This is a genomic window from Plantibacter sp. M259 (assembly GCF_006065115.1).
GTDB classification, from domain to species: domain Bacteria; phylum Actinomycetota; class Actinomycetes; order Actinomycetales; family Microbacteriaceae; genus Plantibacter; species Plantibacter auratus.
This window is the reverse complement of the sequence record NZ_CP040750.1, coordinates 497,668-514,361: the sequence shown is the minus strand read 5'-3', so window position 1 is coordinate 514,361 and position 16,694 is coordinate 497,668. Positions and strand designations below refer to the sequence as shown.

Annotated in this window: 14 protein-coding genes and 1 pseudogene; 8 read left to right on the top strand and 7 right to left on the bottom strand. The window is 70.5% G+C overall.

What is annotated here, in order from left to right; genetic code table 11:
* Positions 1 to 34: 34 nt before the first annotated feature.
* The 3 genes and pseudogenes from FGL15_RS02305 to FGL15_RS02295 form a co-directional block, all read right to left on the bottom strand.
* Entirely contained in the window at positions 35 to 1,672 is a 1,638-nt protein-coding gene (locus FGL15_RS02305; protein WP_138944796.1) for a LuxR C-terminal-related transcriptional regulator, read from the bottom strand.
* 54 nt (positions 1,673 to 1,726) lie between these two features.
* A complete protein-coding gene (locus FGL15_RS02300) occupies positions 1,727 to 3,487 on the bottom strand; it encodes a biotin carboxylase N-terminal domain-containing protein (protein ID WP_138944795.1) in 1,761 nt (586 codons plus the stop codon).
* Positions 3,488 to 3,583: 96 nt separating this feature from the next.
* Positions 3,584 to 4,233 (bottom strand): annotated as a pseudogene (locus FGL15_RS02295) (nucleoside triphosphate pyrophosphatase).
* 62 nt (positions 4,234 to 4,295) lie between these two features.
* Between FGL15_RS02295 and FGL15_RS02290 the strand changes: the two are divergent.
* The 5 genes from FGL15_RS02290 to FGL15_RS02270 all read left to right on the top strand — a co-directional run bounded on the left by FGL15_RS02290 (position 4,296) and on the right by FGL15_RS02270 (position 8,631).
* Positions 4,296 to 5,600, top strand: a complete 1,305-nt coding sequence (locus tag FGL15_RS02290) for a class I SAM-dependent RNA methyltransferase (protein WP_138944794.1) — start codon at positions 4,296 to 4,298, stop codon at positions 5,598 to 5,600.
* 77 nt (positions 5,601 to 5,677) lie between these two features.
* Positions 5,678 to 6,334: a response regulator transcription factor gene (locus FGL15_RS02285; RefSeq protein WP_138944793.1), complete on the top strand. Its 657-nt coding sequence runs from the start codon at positions 5,678 to 5,680 to the stop codon at positions 6,332 to 6,334.
* A 67-nt stretch (positions 6,335 to 6,401) separates the two neighbouring features.
* Complete coding sequence (locus FGL15_RS02280) at positions 6,402 to 6,782, top strand: hypothetical protein (protein WP_138944792.1); 381 nt, start codon at positions 6,402 to 6,404, stop codon at positions 6,780 to 6,782.
* The gene (locus FGL15_RS02275) at positions 6,767 to 7,573 is read left to right on the top strand and encodes a sensor histidine kinase (protein WP_138944791.1); all 807 of its coding nucleotides are present in this window, start codon (positions 6,767 to 6,769) and stop codon (positions 7,571 to 7,573) included. The genes FGL15_RS02280 and FGL15_RS02275 overlap by 16 nt, the downstream gene beginning before the upstream one ends.
* Entirely contained in the window at positions 7,570 to 8,631 is a 1,062-nt protein-coding gene (locus FGL15_RS02270) for a hypothetical protein (RefSeq protein ID WP_240773736.1), read from the top strand. Before FGL15_RS02275 ends, FGL15_RS02270 begins: the two co-directional genes overlap by 4 nt.
* A gap of 545 nt (positions 8,632 to 9,176) precedes the next feature.
* Here the strand turns inward: FGL15_RS02270 and FGL15_RS02265 are convergent.
* The 3 genes from FGL15_RS02265 to FGL15_RS02255 all read right to left on the bottom strand — a co-directional run bounded on the left by FGL15_RS02265 (position 9,177) and on the right by FGL15_RS02255 (position 13,004).
* Positions 9,177 to 10,448, bottom strand: coding sequence for an HNH endonuclease signature motif containing protein (locus tag FGL15_RS02265; RefSeq protein ID WP_138944789.1), 1,272 nt, complete (start codon positions 10,446 to 10,448; stop codon positions 9,177 to 9,179).
* A gap of 706 nt (positions 10,449 to 11,154) precedes the next feature.
* Positions 11,155 to 11,406 (bottom strand): acyl-CoA carboxylase subunit epsilon, encoded by a 252-nt coding sequence (locus FGL15_RS02260; RefSeq protein ID WP_138944788.1) that lies wholly within the window; start codon positions 11,404 to 11,406, stop codon positions 11,155 to 11,157.
* On the bottom strand, positions 11,403 to 13,004 hold the full coding sequence (locus FGL15_RS02255; RefSeq protein WP_138944787.1) for an acyl-CoA carboxylase subunit beta: 1,602 nt from the start codon (positions 13,002 to 13,004) through the stop codon (positions 11,403 to 11,405). The genes FGL15_RS02260 and FGL15_RS02255 overlap by 4 nt, the downstream gene beginning before the upstream one ends.
* A 321-nt stretch (positions 13,005 to 13,325) precedes the next feature.
* On the opposite strand from FGL15_RS02255, the gene FGL15_RS02250 reads away from it, so the two are divergent.
* Positions 13,326 to 13,934, top strand: a complete 609-nt coding sequence (locus FGL15_RS02250) for a biotin--[acetyl-CoA-carboxylase] ligase (RefSeq protein WP_240773734.1) — start codon at positions 13,326 to 13,328, stop codon at positions 13,932 to 13,934.
* Here the strand turns inward: FGL15_RS02250 and FGL15_RS02245 are convergent.
* A complete protein-coding gene (locus FGL15_RS02245) occupies positions 13,918 to 14,730 on the bottom strand; it encodes an EI24 domain-containing protein (RefSeq protein ID WP_138944786.1) in 813 nt (270 codons plus the stop codon). The two genes, FGL15_RS02250 and FGL15_RS02245, sit on opposite strands and share 17 nt — an antisense overlap.
* A gap of 163 nt (positions 14,731 to 14,893) precedes the next feature.
* Between FGL15_RS02245 and FGL15_RS02240 the strand changes: the two genes are divergently transcribed.
* Both FGL15_RS02240 and FGL15_RS02235 read left to right on the top strand, forming a co-directional pair.
* Entirely contained in the window at positions 14,894 to 15,388 is a 495-nt protein-coding gene (locus FGL15_RS02240) for a PH domain-containing protein (protein ID WP_138944785.1), read from the top strand.
* A gap of 129 nt (positions 15,389 to 15,517) precedes the next feature.
* A complete protein-coding gene (locus FGL15_RS02235; RefSeq protein WP_138944784.1) occupies positions 15,518 to 16,663 on the top strand; it encodes a 5-(carboxyamino)imidazole ribonucleotide synthase in 1,146 nt (381 codons plus the stop codon).
* Positions 16,664 to 16,694: the final 31 nt, after the last annotated feature.

Below are 16,694 nucleotides of genomic sequence, written 5' to 3'. Positions count from 1 at the left end.
CGTCCTCGTCGGACCGTCGTCGAGGCGCCGAGGTTCACCGGACGCGGTTCGCGAGCACGATGCGCGCGACCGCGACGCGAGAGCGCACACCCCAGGCGTGGAAGACGGCGCTGAGGTGTTTCTCCACGGTCTTGCGGGAGATACCGAGGGCGGTCGCGATCTCGTCGTTCGACAGGCCGTCCGCGACGAGTTCCGTGAGATCCTGCTGCCGAGGCGTGAGTCGCGCGGTCGGGACGGGGACGGCGGTCAGCGGCAACGTGGCCGGGAGCCGGGACGGGAGTTGGCGGCGGGACACGATCCCGAAGGCGGCGAGCACCCGGGTGACGTGCGCGTCGACGGTGCGGGAGGAGAGCTGGAGCACCGACGCGATCTCCGCCGTCGAGTTGCCCTCGGCCGAGAGGAGGGCGACCTCGCGTTCCCGCGGCGAGAGCCCGTCCCACCCGGACCCGGCGACCGGGGCGAGTCGTCGGCCGATCGCCTTCAGCTCCCGGGCGGCGGAGCGGGTCGCGGCGGTGTGACCACCACGGACCGCCTGCTCGGCGAGGGCTGCCAACTCACGGACGGCCTGCGTCCGGTCGGACATGGCGATGAGGGCACGCGTCGCGAGGATCTCGCCGATCCCGGCTTCGAGCATGCGGCCGTCGACGAGCGCGCGGGCCGCCGCGGTCCGCGCCAGGGCGAGGGCCTCGGCGGGGTTGCCTCGCAGGAGTTCGAGTTTGCACTGCATCCGGAGGATGGCAGGCCCCGGGACCCTCCGGTCGACGTCTGCGGCGATGAAGCCGATCAGGCGTTCCGACTCGACGATGTCGCGGTCGAGGAAGGCGCTGGAGACGAGCAGCTCGATCGCGAGGGCCCGGTCCTGGACGGACAGGCCACTGAAGTCGTTCCCCGAAGCGCTCCGTGCGAGGGCCGCGGCGCCGTGGTCGTCCGCGAGGGCGGCGAGTCCGTAGCCGACGAGGAGGTAGCACGTCGTCTGGAAGGCGCCCGTGGGCTCGGGGATGGCCTGACGCACGCGACGGGCGAGGGTCCTGGTCGCCGCCTGTTCCGCACGGTTCCCCGCGACGAGGCACTGCACGGCCTCCGCGTACAGGGCGGTCGGTCCGCTCCCGGCGCGCTCGAACATCGCGAGCGCAGCCGCCTCGGCCTCGGCGACGCGTCCCTCGTTCAGCAGCAGGCGGGCGAGGACCCCGTCGACGAGCGTCCGGTACAAGCGGCCCGGGGTGGCGGCGATCTCGTCGGCGAACGCATCGGCGAAGCGTCGGGCGGCGTGGATCAGGACGTTGACGACGGCACCCTCGACGAGCAGGTATCCGACGAGCCAAGCGAGGGACGGTTCGAGGTCGCCGCCGTCACGGACGAGGGCGTCCGCCTCCGCGAAGCACCCCTCCAGCTCCGATCCGGACGAGCGGTCCGAACCGAGGGCGAGCCCGGCGGCTCCGAGCACGAGCAGGCGCGTCGTCCGATCGGCGTCCGTCGAGGCGGCGATCGCGTCCACCGCATCCCGGCGGCACCCCGCGAAGTCGGCCGTGGTGAACCTGGCGTAGGACAGGAGGGCGAGGACGCGGGGATCGGACGCCGCGTGCGGCTCGGCCTCGAGCAGCGCGATCGCACCGGCGGCGTCGAAGTCCGCCACACGATCCAACGCATCTTCGAGGAGGTCGGCTGCTGACACCAGCTCAGCGTATCGCCGCCGGGTCCGTTCCGACGCCCGAGGGCGCCGGTCGGGTCAGCTGATGGTGAGGAGCTGGTGACCCGAGGAGACCGTGGCGCCGACCGTCGCGTCGATCGCGCCGACCGTGCCGTCCTTGTGCGCCGTGATGGGCTGTTCCATCTTCATCGCCTCGAGGACGACGACGAGGTCGCCCTTCACGACGACATCGCCGTCGGCGACCGCGAGCTTCACGATGGTCGCCTGCATCGGCGCCGAGACGGAATCACCCGTCGCACCCGAGACCACCGCTGCACCACCGCGGCGGTGCGGAGCGGGAGCGGCGACCGGTGCGCCGACGTTCAGCCCGAGCTGTCCGCCCGGAAGGCTGACCTCGAGCCGCTTGCCGCCGACCTCGACGACCACCGTCGAGCGGGCAGCGGGTGCCTGCTGCGCATCGATCGATCCGTCCCAAGGCTCGATGTCGTTGACGAACTCCGTCTCGATCCATCGGGTGTAGACGCCGAAGGTGCCGTTCTCCGCGGTGAACGCGGGGTCGCGGACGATCTTGCGGTGGAAGGGGATGACGGTGGGGAGGCCGGCGACCTCGAACTCGTCGAGCGCGCGACGGCTGCGTTCGAGCGCCTCCTCGCGGGTGCGACCGGTGACGATGATCTTGCCGAGGAGCGAGTCGAACGCGCCTGAGATCGTGTCGCCGGCCGTGACGCCGGAGTCGAGTCGGACACCGGGGCCGCCGAAGGTCTTGAACACGTGGATCGGGCCCGGCTGCGGGAGGAAGCCGCGTCCCGGGTCCTCACCGTTGATGCGGAACTCGAAGGAGTGGCCGCTCGGCTCGGGGTCGTCGTAGTCGAGGACGCCGCCCTCGGCGAGACGGAACTGCTCGCGGACGAGGTCGATGCCGGTGATCTCCTCGGAGACCGGGTGCTCGACCTGCAGGCGGGTGTTGACCTCGAGGAAGGAGACGGTGCCGTCCTTGCCGATGAGGAACTCGCAGGTGCCGGCACCGAGGTAGCCGACCTCCTTGAGGATCGCCTTCGACGCTCGGTAGAGCTCCGTCACCTGGTCGTCGGTGAGGAAGGGTGCCGGTGCCTCTTCGACGAGCTTCTGGTGGCGACGCTGCAGCGAGCAGTCGCGGGTGGAGACGACGACCACGTTGCCGTGTGCGTCGGCGAGACACTGGGTCTCGACATGGCGCGGCTGGTCGAGGTACTTCTCGACGAAGCACTCGCCGCGACCGAACGCCGCGATGGCCTCGCGGGTGGCCGACTCGAAGAGCTCGGCGACCTCCTCGCGCTCGCGGGCGACCTTGAGGCCGCGACCACCGCCGCCGAACGCCGCCTTGATGGCTACGGGCAGGCCGTGGATGTCGACGAAGTCGAGCACCTCCTCGGCGCCCGAGACGGGGTTGAGCGTGCCGGGGGCGAGTGGAGCGCCGACCTTCTCGGCCACGTGGCGGGCGGAGACCTTGTCGCCGAGCCGTTCGATGGCCTCGGGCGACGGGCCGATCCAGATGAGCCCCGCGGCCATGACGGCACGCGCGAAGTCCGCGTTCTCGGCGAGGAACCCGTAGCCCGGGTGGACGGCGTCGGCGCCGGACCGTCGGGCGATGGACAGGAGCTTGTCGATGACGAGGTACGTCTCCGCGCTCGTCGTCCCGTCGAGGGCGTAGGCCTCGTCGGCGAGACGGGCGTGCATGGCGTCGAGATCCTGGTCGGCGTAGACGGCGACGGAGGCGATCCCGCTGTCCTTCGCGGCTCGGATGACGCGGACGGCGATCTCGCCACGGTTGGCGATGAGGACCTTGGTTATACGTGGCACAGTCCACGAGCCTACCGGGAGGCCCGGGTGAGCCTTTGGCTCACACGCACAAAAAAGTCCGAGGAACGACGTGTCGCCTCTACAAGGGCAGGGACGTCAGAGGGCTCCGGGCCGGTTGCGGAGCTCGTGCCAGTCGTGTCCCAGCGTGCGGACGAGACGCCGCAGGGTCGGGAGGGAGAGGCCGACGACGGTCGACGGATCGCCCTCGATCCGGGTGATGAAGGCGGCGCCCAGACTGTCGATCGTGAACGCGCCGGCGACCGCCAGGGGCTCACCCGAGGCGATGTAGGCGTCGATCTCCGCGTCGTCGAGATCGTCGGCGAAGGACACCTCGGCGCTCGCGACCGCACCGATCCCGACCGGCGAGGCACCGGTGCAGTCGATGAGCCAGTGACCGGAGTACAGGGTCCCCGTCCTCCCGCGCTGGGCGTGCCAGCGTTCGCGGGCGCGCTCGGGGTGTGGGGCTTGCCGTGGACGACGCCGTCGAGGACGAAGACCGAGTCGCCGCCGAGGATGAGGTCGACCGCGTCGCCGCGTTCGTGCACGACGGCCAGAGCGGCCTCCGCCTTCGCACGGGCGAGGAGGGCCACGACCTCATCGGGGGCGAGCGGCGCACCCGCGGCGCGGGTCGCGTCGTCGACGGCCTGTTCCTCGTCGACCGACGACGGGACGACGATCGGCTCGATGCCGCTCGACCGCAGCAGGGCGAGTCTGGCCGGTGACGTGGAGGCGAGCGTGAGGCGCATGACGGTTCCTTCTGCAGTGGACGGTGGACTCCCCGCAGCCGCCCGTGTGACATGCTCGACGCATGAGCACGACGACTGCACGCACCGTGGAACTGGACATCACCAACGTAGCCCACGGGGGTGTCTTCGTCGCCCGGCACGAGGGCCGGGTGGTCTTCGTACCCGACACGCTCCCCGGTGAGCGCGTGCGGGCACGCATCGTCGACGAGAACGAGAAGCGCTTCTGGCGGGCGGAGACCCTGGAGGTCCTCACGCCCTCCGAGCATCGCCGTCCGCACGTCTGGGCCGAGGCCTCCGTCGACCGCGAGCCGAGCGAGCGGGCCGGGGGAGCGGAGTTCGGACACATCGACCTCGCCCACCAGCGCGCGCTGAAGCACCAGGTCCTCGCGGAAGGGCTCGAGCGGTTCGCCGGAGTCGCTCCCGAGTTCACGGTCGCCGCGGTCGACGGCGAGACGCCCGACGGCACCCGGTGGCGGACGCGGGTCTCGCTGCACGTCGACCAGCACGGCAACATCGGTCCCTACGCCTCGAGGTCCCACCACGTCGTCCCCGTCGACGACCTGCCGCTCGCGATCGAAGCGGTGGCCGAAGCGGCCAAGCTCGAGGAGCTGCCGCACGGCACCACCTCCATCGACATCGTGGCCTCGTCGACCGGGACGGTCCGCGTCCTGACGCGCGCGGACGAGGCCGGAGGCGGCGACCGCCGACGCGGTGGCGGGCGCGGTCGACGCGGGGGACCGAAGCCGGTCCGTCCCGCGGCGGACCCGATCCGCGAGCTCGTCGGCGAGCGCGAGTTCATCGTCGATGCGAACGGATTCTGGCAGGTCCACCGTCAGGCTGCGACGACCCTCCAGCAGGCCGTGTCCGCGGCCATCGACGACGCACGCTTCGACCCGCGCGCCGCGAACCTCGACCTCTACGGCGGCGTCGGCCTCCTGGCCGCGGGCGTGGGGGACCGCTTCGGCTCCACCACCCGCATCACGACCGTGGAGAGTGACGAACGCGCCACCGAGTACGCAGGCGAGAACCTGTCCGAGTGGGTGGGCGCGCAAGCTGTCACCGCGAAGGTCGACGCCTTCCTCCGGTCGGAGATCGCGACGGGCAGCCGGATCGAGCGATCCCGGTACGCCACCGCCACCGTCGTACTCGACCCGCCGCGCTCGGGCGCCGGCGCGGAGATCGTCGCCATGCTCGGCGAGCTGCGGCCCGCGTCGATCGTCTACGTAGCGTGCGACCCCATCGCGCTGTCCCGCGACGTCGCCCTCCTGGCCGAGCAGGGGTACGAGCTCGACCACCTCGCGGCCTACGACCTCTTCCCCAATACGCACCACCTCGAGGCCGTCGCGGGCTTCTCGCGAACGGCTTGAGCGGGCCCGTGCCGACGGAGGCGACTCGCGATCAGGCCGTCGCGCCCGGCGGGTCCGTCACTCGCTACGATGGTGCCGTGGTGACCGTCGCAATCATTGATGATCACGAGTCCGTGCGGCTCGGGATCGAAGCGGTGTGCGCGCACGCCGGGTATCAGGTCGTGGCGAGTGCCCCGACCGCCGCCGAGTGCATCGCCGCGTTGAACGGCGTGGTGCCCGACGTGGTCGTGCTCGACCTCTCGCTCTCCGACGGCAGCACGCCGACCTCGAACATCCATGCGGTGCAGACCGTCGGGGCGCACGTCCTCATCCACTCCATCGCGGACCGCGTCGCGCTCGTGCGCGAGGCGCTGGCCGCCGGGGCTTCCGGGGTCATCCCCAAGTCGTCACCGACCGACACGGTCATCGCCGCCATCGGCACGGTGGCCCGTGGCGAGGCTTTGAACAACATCGAGTGGGCGAGCGCGATCGACGCCGACAGCGACTTCGCGCGGGCGCAGCTAGGCCGTCGTGAGCGGGACGTCCTCCACCTCTACGCATCCGGCCTGCCGCTGAAGACCGTCGCCATGCAGCTCGGTATCGCCTACTCCACGGCCCGCGAACACATCGACCGCATCCGGGTGAAGTACGTCGAGGTGGGTCGCCCGGCACCGACGAAGGTCGACCTGCTCCGCCGAGCGGTCGAGGACGGGATCCTCCCCGGCCTCGATCAAGGCGGGACGGATGTCTCCTAGCTTCCGGGCACCGACCAGGCATCCCGCGATCCCCGCGACCACGAGAGATGCCCAGGTTCAGCGCCGGATGCTGAACACCGCGAACTTCGAACGCCTCCTCGGCCGTTCGGTCGCGATCATCGGACTCGTCTTCGGCCTGCAGACCGCGTTCACCACGCTCGGGCAGGGTGTCCAGATCACCGGCTGGTTCGGCGTGGTCTACGTCTCCCTCGTCTTCGGGACGATGTTCGCCGCCATCCTCTGCTGCTTCTTCCTCTGGCATCACCGCATCGCCTCCGGCGTCTTCGCCGCCGTGTTCTTCGTGGCCCTCCTCATCTGGCCGGCGGTGAACGCGCAGGCGTCGGCGGACATCAACCAGGAACCGTGGATCTGGTACCTCTGCACGATCGCCGTCGCGTTCGCCTGCATCCCGCTGCAGTTGCGGGGGCCATCGTGTACCTCGTCGTGACCTCGGTCATGTACGGCGTCAACCGCGTCATCGACGCCGACTTCGCGCCGGCGTCCTTCGAGATCGGTGCGCTCGACGCTTCGTACGCGACGATCATCGGTGGGCTCATCGTCGTCCTCGTCGGGCTGTTCCGTGTGCTGGCCGGTCGGGTCGACATCGCGAGGGCGGCCGCCCTCGCGACCTACGACGCGGCCGTCAAGCAGCACGCCACGGAGGTGGAGCGCGTCGAGGTCGATTCGATCGTCCACGACAGCGTCCTCGCCTCCCTGCTCGCCGCGGATCGGGCGCTGACCCCGAAGTCGGAGGCGCTCGCCGTCATGATGGCGCGGGTCGCGATCGAACAGCTCGAGGGTGTCGGAGCGCCGATGACGAACGAGGACGAGGTCACCGGTCTCGCCGAACTCATCGAACGGCTGCGTGCGGCCGCGTCGATGCTCGGTGAACCGTTCTCCGTCACGGTCGAGGGGGCCTCCGGCCGGGTCCTGCCCGTCACGGTCGCGAACGCGGTCTACTGGGCGACGGTGCAGGCGATGGTCAACAGCGTGGAGCACGCGGGTTCGGCAGTTGCGCGGAGCCTGTCCATCGAGGGCACGGTCTCCGGCGGCGTCTGCGTCATCGTCGGCGACGACGGCGTCGGGTTCTGCCCCGAGCAGGTCGCTGAGGAGCGCCTCGGGCTGAAGGTCTCGATCGTCGAGCGCGTCGCCGCGGTCGGGGGCCGCTCGACGGTGATCTCCCGTCCGGGTGAGGGTGCCGTCATCCGGATCGAATGGTCTCCGGAGCACGGCTCGTGACCCCGGCACCGCGGTACGCCCTCGTCATCCTCGCCGCCCTGTTCTCGGCGTACCACCTGCTCCGTGCGGCGCTGACGCTCGAGACACCCCGCGACGTCGTCCCGGTCCTCATCGCGATGCTCGTCTACGCCGTCGCGAGCGTCCTGAGTCTCTGGCCGATGGGCACGACGCGCATGCCGTCGTGGCTCGCGAGCATCAACCTCGCGACCGCGATCATCGTGCCGTTGCTCGTGACCAGCCAGCTCGACCCCACGCGGAACAACGGGTACGCCACCTGGCACGTCGCGTCGATCGGCACATTGATGACGATCACCGTGGTCCGGCAGCGGGAGGCGGTCGCCTACATCGGGATCGTCTTCCTCACGGTCCAGTCGCTCCTCTGGGCGGGTCCGGGACTGGCGCTCGGAATGGGTGTCACGGGCAGCCTCATCTGGGTCGTCCTCGCGAGTGTGCTCACCCGATCGATCGCCGGGGCCCAGCACGACGCCGAGCGCCTCACCCAGGCGGAGCACGCGACCTCGGACTGGCAGGCGGCGCAGTACGCGCACGTGCACGAGCGGAGGCGACGCCTCAGCCAGACGGGCCGTCTGGCGACCCCGATGCTCCGCACGATCATCGCCAACGGTGGCAGGCTCTCCGTGGCCGATCGCACGGAGTGCCGGACGCTGGAGGCCAGTCTCCGCGACGAGATCCGCGGGCGTCACCTCCTGAGCGATCCGGTCCGGTCCGAGGTGCTCGCGGCCCGGCGGCGCGGCGCGATCGTGAACATGCTGGACGAAGGCGGCCTCGAGGAGCTGGACGCCGGCGTCCTCGACGCGATCCACGAGCAGATCGCCGAAGCGCTCGCCGCCTCGCACGCCACGCGCCTCATCGTGCGGAGCGTCCCGGACGACGAGCGCGTCGCGGTGACCGTGGTCGGCCTGCGTGCGGTGCACCGGGAACCGGGCGTCACGGCGGGTCCGGACGACGACGATGAGGAACTCGACGTCTGGCTCGAGATCCCGCGCGACGGCTCCCGTGCCGGTGTGGGTGCGGTCGGCGCTCCGGACGAACACTGAACCGCTTCGACGACGACTGTGTCCGTCGACACACGCAGGGACCGAGCTACTCCGGGTGGACCGCGGCCGTCCACGGAACCGGCGCGACCTGAGTGCCCTTCGACAGGCTCAGGGACCGAATCAGTCCCGGTGAACCTGTCCCGGTCACTGAGCCTGTCGAAGTGCCCATGAGGACGCCTCATCGTTCCGGGCACACCTCTCCCGGTCACTGAGCCTGTCGAAGTGCCCACGAGGAACCCTTCGACACGTCGACCAGCGCAGCGCAGGGACCGGAGCGTTCCGGGCACACCTCTCCCGGTCACTGAGCCTGTCGAAGTGCCCACGAGGAACCCTTCGACACGTCGAGGGGCGCAGCGCAGCGACCGAAGCGTTCCGGACGCACCTCTCCCGGTCACTGAGCCTGTCGAAGTGCCCACCAGGAACCCTTCGACACGTCGACCAGCGCAGCGCAGGGACCGGAGCGTTCCGGGTACACCTCTCCCGGTCACTGAGCTTGTCGAAGTGCCCACGAGGACCCCTTCGTCAGGCTCAGGGACTCAAGCTGGTCAGAACGGTGCGGGGTCCGGTTCCGTCCGGTGGTGTTTCCCGTCGGGCGTTGTCCAGTCGAGTACCCCGCCGGGCTCGTGGTCGAGGTTCCAGCCGGGGAGGTGCTTCATCCGGTGGTGATGTCGACACAGGCAGGCGAGGTTGCCGACATCTGTGGTGCCGCCGTCGTCCCACGCGACCGAATGATCGAGGTCACACGCGCGCGCTCGCCTCCCGCACCCCGGTGCCCGACAAGTGCCGTCCCGAAGCCGCACCGCGCGCTGGAGGTCGGCCGGGACCCGGTATTGATTGCGCCCGACGGAGAGTACCGCACCGGTTTCCGGCTGGACCAGGATCCGGGTGAAGCTCGGTGCGTTCACCGCGATACGTGCCGCGGTCTCGGGGTCGATCGGACCGTATCCGTCGAGGGTGGCCGGGGCGTCGCTCACGCCGGCCATGGTCAACGCCAGCACCGTGATCTGCACGGTCGGCTTGATGTGCTCCTGGACCTCGATCGGGTGCGGGAGCACCGGGCTCGACATCAGGTCGTCGGGCGTGACACCGGTGAGGGCGAGGGCCGCGAGGGCGTCCGCCTGGAGCTGGGCGCAGGTGCGGGTGTCGCCTGCTGAGCGGGACTCGGCGGCGGCCGCCTCGATCCGCTCAATGATGCCCTGCGCGATCGGCGCCGTGGTGAACAGGTGCACCCACGCCATGCCGTCGGCGGCCGGTTCGAACTCGACCCGGCGGTCGGCCTCGGAGCGGACCGCTCGGGCGGTGATGGACTCGGGGTGGAGTCGCTCGCGCAGGATGCGGGCGCGCCTGCGGAGGTGCGCGTTGGTCGTCTCCTCCGCGACCTGTAGTACCTCAGCGAGGAACGCCGCCCGCCCCGCGGTCGGCACGTCACTGAGTTGGTCGATGATCGTCTGCGCGTGCCGCGCTGAGATGCGACCGGCCTCGAGGGACGCGAGCACGGCGGGTGCGTCGTTCACGAGACGCTCGGCGTCGTTCGTCGCCCGCTGCACCGTTCGTTCCGGCGTCCGAGTCGCCATCGCCAGGGCCGCACACGTCGACCGACGGGACAACGCCTGACGCTCAGCCGGTGGGAAGATCACCGGGACCGTGGCGTCAGCGAAGGCGTCGGCATAGGCGGCGGAACGGGCGAGGAGGCGCGCCTTCCGTGCGTCGAGGACGGCCTGCTGCCGGTGGATCTCAGTCCACTCGTCCGACAACTCCGCCAGCTGCGCGGCGTAGTCGGCGCCGACGCGGATCGCGGTGCGGGTGGTCTCGGTCATGGAACAAGTCCACCATGGACCACTGACATTCCAGATGCCGAGTTGTGCCGGTTGGGGAAGTTCCTCGTGTGCCCTTCGACAAGCTCAGGGACCGGGAGGGGATCGCCGGAGCGGGAGCTCCCTGGTGTGCCCGTCGACAGGCTCAGGGGGCGGGAGGGGGTCGCCGGAGCGGGAGGTCGCTCGTGTGCCCTTCGACAGGCTCAGGGACCGGAGGAAGGGTTGCTCAGGGGGCGGAGGAAGGGTTGCTCAGGGGGCGGAGGAAGGGTGCCGAATCGGCGGGGTTCTCCGTGTGCCCTTCGGCCAGCTCCGGGATCAGGAGGGGATCGCCGGAGCGGGAGGTTCCTCGTGTGCACTTCGACGAGCGCATGAGCCGGAACGCATCCGAGCGAACCACTCCCGGCCACTGCGAGTGCCGACGTGCCTGGTCCTGAACGAACGAAAGGAGGGCCAGCACCCGATGCTGGCCCTCCGTGACGTTCGTGGGTCAGAGCGGTAACCCGAATACCGCTCTGACCCGCCCCCGAACTCCTGCCCGCTTACCCTAGATGGAGCAGGAGCTGGTGAAGTGGTCTCGATGAGACGCAACTTTCGAGAATGATGATCCTCCATCAGGGGTAGCCCCGACAGTCGGCACTATGGAGGACACGAATGGGGGACAGCACCGCGCGCCACGAGGGGCAACCGATGGGTCGTCCGTCGAGACGGCTCAGCCCGTGAACGCGCGCCAGTGTCCTGGGCCCACGGTGATCCCCGTGCGGAGGTTCCGCCTCGTCCGCTCCCACGTCGACGGGACGCGAGGTGCCGGGGCGGTGTCGGCGTCGCGCAGTGCCTGTTCGGCGATCGCGACGCTCAGTACCGCGGTGAGCGCCGCGAGCTCCTCGTCGGTCGGGGTGCCGCGCTCGATCCGGAGATCGATCGACGACGGCTCGGTCGTGTTCGGCTCGGCGCCGGCGCTCACAGCGGGATGTTCCCGTGCTTCTTGGCGGGCAGGCTCGCACGCTTCGTCCGGAGTGCGCGGAGCGCCTTGATGACCGAGACCCGCGTGGTCGCCGGCTCGATGACGCCGTCCAGCTCGCCGCGCTCGGCGGCGAGGAACGGGCTCGCGACGTTGTATGTGTACTCGTTCGCGAGGCGCGTGCGCACGGCGGCGACGTCCTCGCCGGCCTCCTCGGCCCGCTTGATCTCGCCGCGGTACAGGATGTTGACGGCACCCTGCCCGCCCATGACCGCGATCTCGGCCGTGGGCCAGGCGAGGTTGATGTCGGCCCCGAGCTGCTTCGAGCCCATGACGATGTAGGCGCCGCCGTAGGCCTTGCGCAGGATGACGGTGACCAGGGGCACCGTGGCCTCGGCGTAGGCGTAGAGGAGCTTCGCGCCGCGGCGGATGACGCCGGTCCACTCCTGGTCGGTGCCGGGCAGGTAACCGGGGACGTCGACCAGGGTGAGGATCGGGATGCTGAACGCGTCGCAGAACCGGACGAACCGACTCGCCTTCTCGCCCGCTTCGATGTTCAGCGTCCCGGCCATCTGGGAGGGCTGGTTCGCGATGACACCGACCGATCGTCCCTCGACGCGCGCGAAACCGATGACGATGTTCGGCGCGAAGAGCGGCTGGACCTCGAGGAAGTCCGCGTCGTCGACGACGTGCTCGATGACGGTCTTCACGTCGTAGGGCTGGTTCGGCGAGTCGGGGATGAGCGTGTTGAGGCGACGGTCCTCGTCCGTCGTCTCCAGCTCCACCTCGACGTCGAACACCGTGGCCTCGGACAGGTTGTTGTCGGGCAGGAAGCCGACGAGGGTACGGGCATAGTCGAGGGCGTCCGGCTCGTCGCTCGCGAGGTAGTGGGCGACGCCCGAGCGGGTGTTGTGCGTGTACCCGCCGCCGAGCTCCTCCATGCCGACGTCCTCGCCCGTGACGGTCTTGATGACGTCGGGGCCCGTGACGAACATCTGGCTGGTCTTGTCGACCATGATGACGAAGTCGGTGAGTGCGGGGGAGTAGACGGCGCCGCCGGCCGCCGGACCCATGATGATGGAGATCTGCGGGATGACCCCGGAGGCCTGCGTGTTGCGCCGGAAGATCTCGCCGTACTTGCCGAGCGCGACGACGCCCTCCTGGATGCGCGCGCCGCCGGAGTCGAGCATGCCGATGATCGGGACGCCCGTCTTCAACGCGAGGTCCATGATCTTGATGATCTTGTCGCCGGCGACCTCGCCGAGCGAACCGCCGAAGATGGTGAAGTCCTGCGAGTACACGGCGACCTGGCGGCCGTGGATGGTGCCGGTGCCGGTGACGACGGCATCGCCGTACGGCCGTGAGCGGTCCATGCCGAAGGCGGTCGTGCGGTGCCGCACGAACTCGTCGAGTTCGACGAAGCTGCCGTGGTCGAGCAGCTGCTCGATGCGCTCCCGCGCGGTGAGCTTGCCCTTCTTGTGCTGCTTCTCGATGGCGGCTTCGCCGCTCGCCGTCACGGCCTCGTGATAGCGGTTCTTGAGGTCGGCGAGCTTCCCGGCCGTCGTGTACAGGTCAGGGCCGGAGGTGGTTTCGTCGGTCACGCTTTCACCTTACCCGGTGGTCCCCCGGCCGACCCGTTGACGATCGGGTACAAGCGGCGCGCCGATCCGTTGTCGGCATCGACCAAGCGTGCCGGTGGGCGACGCGGGCGCCGACGAGCGGCCTCAGTAGGGTTGTGCCATGGATCTGCCCCTCACCGCCGCCCTCGTGCCACGCCTCGAGATCCTCGCCCACGCCGGCTCCACCAACGACGAACTCGCCCGACGCGTGCGCGAGGACGGCGGCGACGCGTGGCCCGACCGCTCGGTGGTCCTCACCGACGACCAGCGCGGGGACGAGGCCGCCTCGGTCGCGTGTGGACGGTGCCACCCGGCACGTCGCTCGCCGTCTCGGTCCTGCTCCGGCCGGTCACTCCGTCGGGTGATCCGCTCCCGCTGCAGGCCTACGGCTGGCTCCCGCTCCTCGCGGGTGCGGCGCTCGCGGAGTCGCTCCGGGAGCTCGGGGTGTCCGCCGACGTGAAGTGGCCGAACGACGTGCTCATCGGCGGTCGGAAGGTGTCCGGCATCCTCGCCGAGTTGCTGCCGAGTGGGGACGCGGTGATCCTCGGGACCGGTGTCAACCTCCGTCAGCGTGCCGAGGAACTGCCGACCGACCGGTCAACCTCGCTCGCGCTCGCCGGTCTCGTCGATCCTGACCCGGACACCGTCCTCGTCGGCTACCTGCGTGCGTTCGGCACGCTGTACGACGCCTACCTGGAGGCGTCCGGTGACGCCGAGGCCAGCGGGCTCCGAGCGGCGGTCACCGAGCGATGTGTGACGTTGGACAGCTCGGTGCGGGTGGAAATCCCCGGCGGCGACGTCCTGACCGGCACGGCCGAGCGGATCGACGTGGACGGGCGGCTCGTCGTCCGACCGACCGGCGGTGGTGCGCCGGTCGCAGTGGCGGCCGGAGACGTCACGCACGTGCGCTGAGCGTTCCCGCCTGTTCGGTGAGGGACCGGCGTGCGAGCACCGTCGCGCCGGAGACGGCTGCCGGCATGACCAGAACGGACAGGACCGGCACGAGGAAGAGGACCGCGACCGTCATCCCGAAGCCCAGGGTGCGGGCGCGTCTCCTGGCGAGGGTCCGGCGGCGCTCGCGCAAGGACAACCCCCTCGCGTCGAACGCGTAGCCCGTCAGTTCGAGGGCGAGGAACCAGCCGCTCACGGCGAGCCCGAGCACCGGGACCACCGTCTGGCCGATCACCGGGACGAAGCCGAGGAGGAAGAGGACGGCCGCCGTCGGGATGGTGAGCAGGAGCAGGCCGAGCGCCCGGGTGACACCGGTGAGGAGGCCGCGCCATGCGGACTCACCCGACTCCGGAGGAGCGTCGCCGAGGGTGCGTTCGACGTCGGCCCAGATCCGCTCGTAGAAGGGGTCGCCGACGAGGAGCGTCGCTGCGGCGTAGGCGTACAGCATCACCACGACGGCGACGGCCACCAACGCCACCGCGGCGGCCACCCGGATGGACGAGCGGTACGGCTCGTCCCAGGTGTCGGCGAACGGTGTCGCCCAGTCGACGATCGTGGCGGCGTTGACGCCGAGGACGACGAGCAACGCGATGAACACGACGCCCACGATCGCGGCGGGGATCATGCCGAGCAGCATGCGCTTCGGCGAGGTGCCCCAGAGGCGGAACCCGCCGAAGAGGATGCCGATCCCCTCGAGGAACGACCCGACCACGCCGGGGTGCTGCGCCGTCGGTGCGGTGCTGTCGGCCGGTTTCACGCCTTCATGCTAGCCGGGCGGCCGATGCACGGATGTTCGGGATCGCCGACGGGCGGGGTGGGAGCAGGCGGCGGGTTCCCGCGACTGCTAAGAATGGGAGTATGGCTGATCCCGGTATGACGGGCCGGGCAGGCCGGCTCCTCCCGCGGCGGCGACCGAACGTGTGGTCGCACGCCTGCGTCCGCATGCCCGGCGGCTCCTGCTCCCCGCGCTCCTGCTCATCGCGGTGAGCGGTGCCGGTGCGTACTTCTTCGGCTCGTTCGACCTCGAGTGGCAGAACTGGGCCGTCCTCATCGGCGGCGGGGTGATCGTGCTGGTCGCCTGCGTCCTGCCGTTCATCGCCTGGCTGTCCGTCCGCTACGTGATCACGACCCGTCGATTGATCGTCCGTCGCGGGTTCTTCGTGCGGACGCGCCAGGAGCTCTACCACGCCCGCGGCTACGGCATCACGGTGCACAAGAGCTGGGTGCAGAGCGCCTTCGGGAGCGGCAACGTCCGGGTGACGAGCGGTGGCGAGGTGCCGGTCGTCCTGCGGGACGTGCCCGGCGCGGTCCTCGTCCAGAACGCCCTCCACGAGCTCGTCGCGGAGAACCAGAGCATCGCCGCGCCCTACCCGGCTGCACCGAACCCGACGCAGCAGCCACCGGTCCGACGCTGACCCGTGCGGGGCGTGCCCGGCCGGTACGATGTTCGAGTCGGGGCACCCGCCGATCCGCCTCCGGATCCGCCCGTCCCGCCTGCCGAAACGAGACCCGCCGGCCGGTCGCCGGAGAGCTGGAGTGAACCCATGAGCATTCGCGTCGGAGTGATCGGCGGCGGTCAGCTGGCCAGGATGATGGTGCCCGCGGCCGTGAACCTCGGACTCGACATCCGGGTGCTCTCCGAGCAGGAGGGCATGTCCGCCCGACTCGCCACCGTCGAGGTGGGCGACTACCGCGACGCGGACACCGTGCTCGCCTTCGCCGAGACGGTCGACGTCATCACCTTCGACCACGAGCACGTGCCGCAGCACGTCCTGCGGGCACTCGTCGACGCCGGTGTACAGGTGCACCCGGGACCGGACGCGCTCGCCGTCGCCCAGGACAAGCTGCTCATGCGCGAACGCCTGACGGAGCTCGGACTGCCGGTCCCCGACTGGGCGCGCGTGCACGACCAGGAGGAGCTCGCGGCCTTCCTCGCCGAGCACGGCGGGAAGGGTGTCGTGAAGACGCCGCGTGGTGGCTACGACGGCAAGGGCGTCCGTGTCGTCCACGGACCGAACGAGGTCGACGACTGGTTCACGGCGCTCTCCGAGGACGCCAACGGCGGAGCACTGCTCGTCGAGGAGCTGGTGTCGTTCCGGCGCGAGCTCGCCCAGCTCGTCGCCCGGCGCCCGTCCGGCGAGGTGGTGCCGTGGCGCGTCGTCGAGACCGTGCAGCTCGGCGGGGTGTGCAGCGAGGTCATCGCTCCGGCGCCCGGCTCGGCTGGTCGGCTCGCCGACACCGCGGAGGAGATCGCCGTGACCGTCGCGACCGCGCTCGGGGTGACCGGGGTCCTGGCCGTCGAACTCTTCGAGACCGACGACGACCGTCTGCTCATCAACGAACTCGCCATGCGTCCGCACAACAGTGGGCACTGGACGCAGGACGGCAGCGTCACGAGCCAGTTCGAGCAGCACTTGCGAGCCGTTCTCGACCTGCCCCTCGGCTGGACGGGCTGCCACCGCGATTGGACCGTCATGGTGAACGTGCTCGGCGGGCCCACCGAGGGGACGCTCGACGACCGCTACCCGCAGGTCCTCGGTGCGCACCCGCTGGCGAAGGTGCACAACTACGGCAAGGACCCGCGCCCCGGGCGCAAGGTCGGCCACGTCAACGTCGCGGGCGACGACCTCGACGACGTCGTGTACGAGGCACGGGCCGCCGCGGCGTTGCTCGGCGCCGAGAACGCCTGACCGCCCTTCGACAAGCTCAGGGACCGCGGGT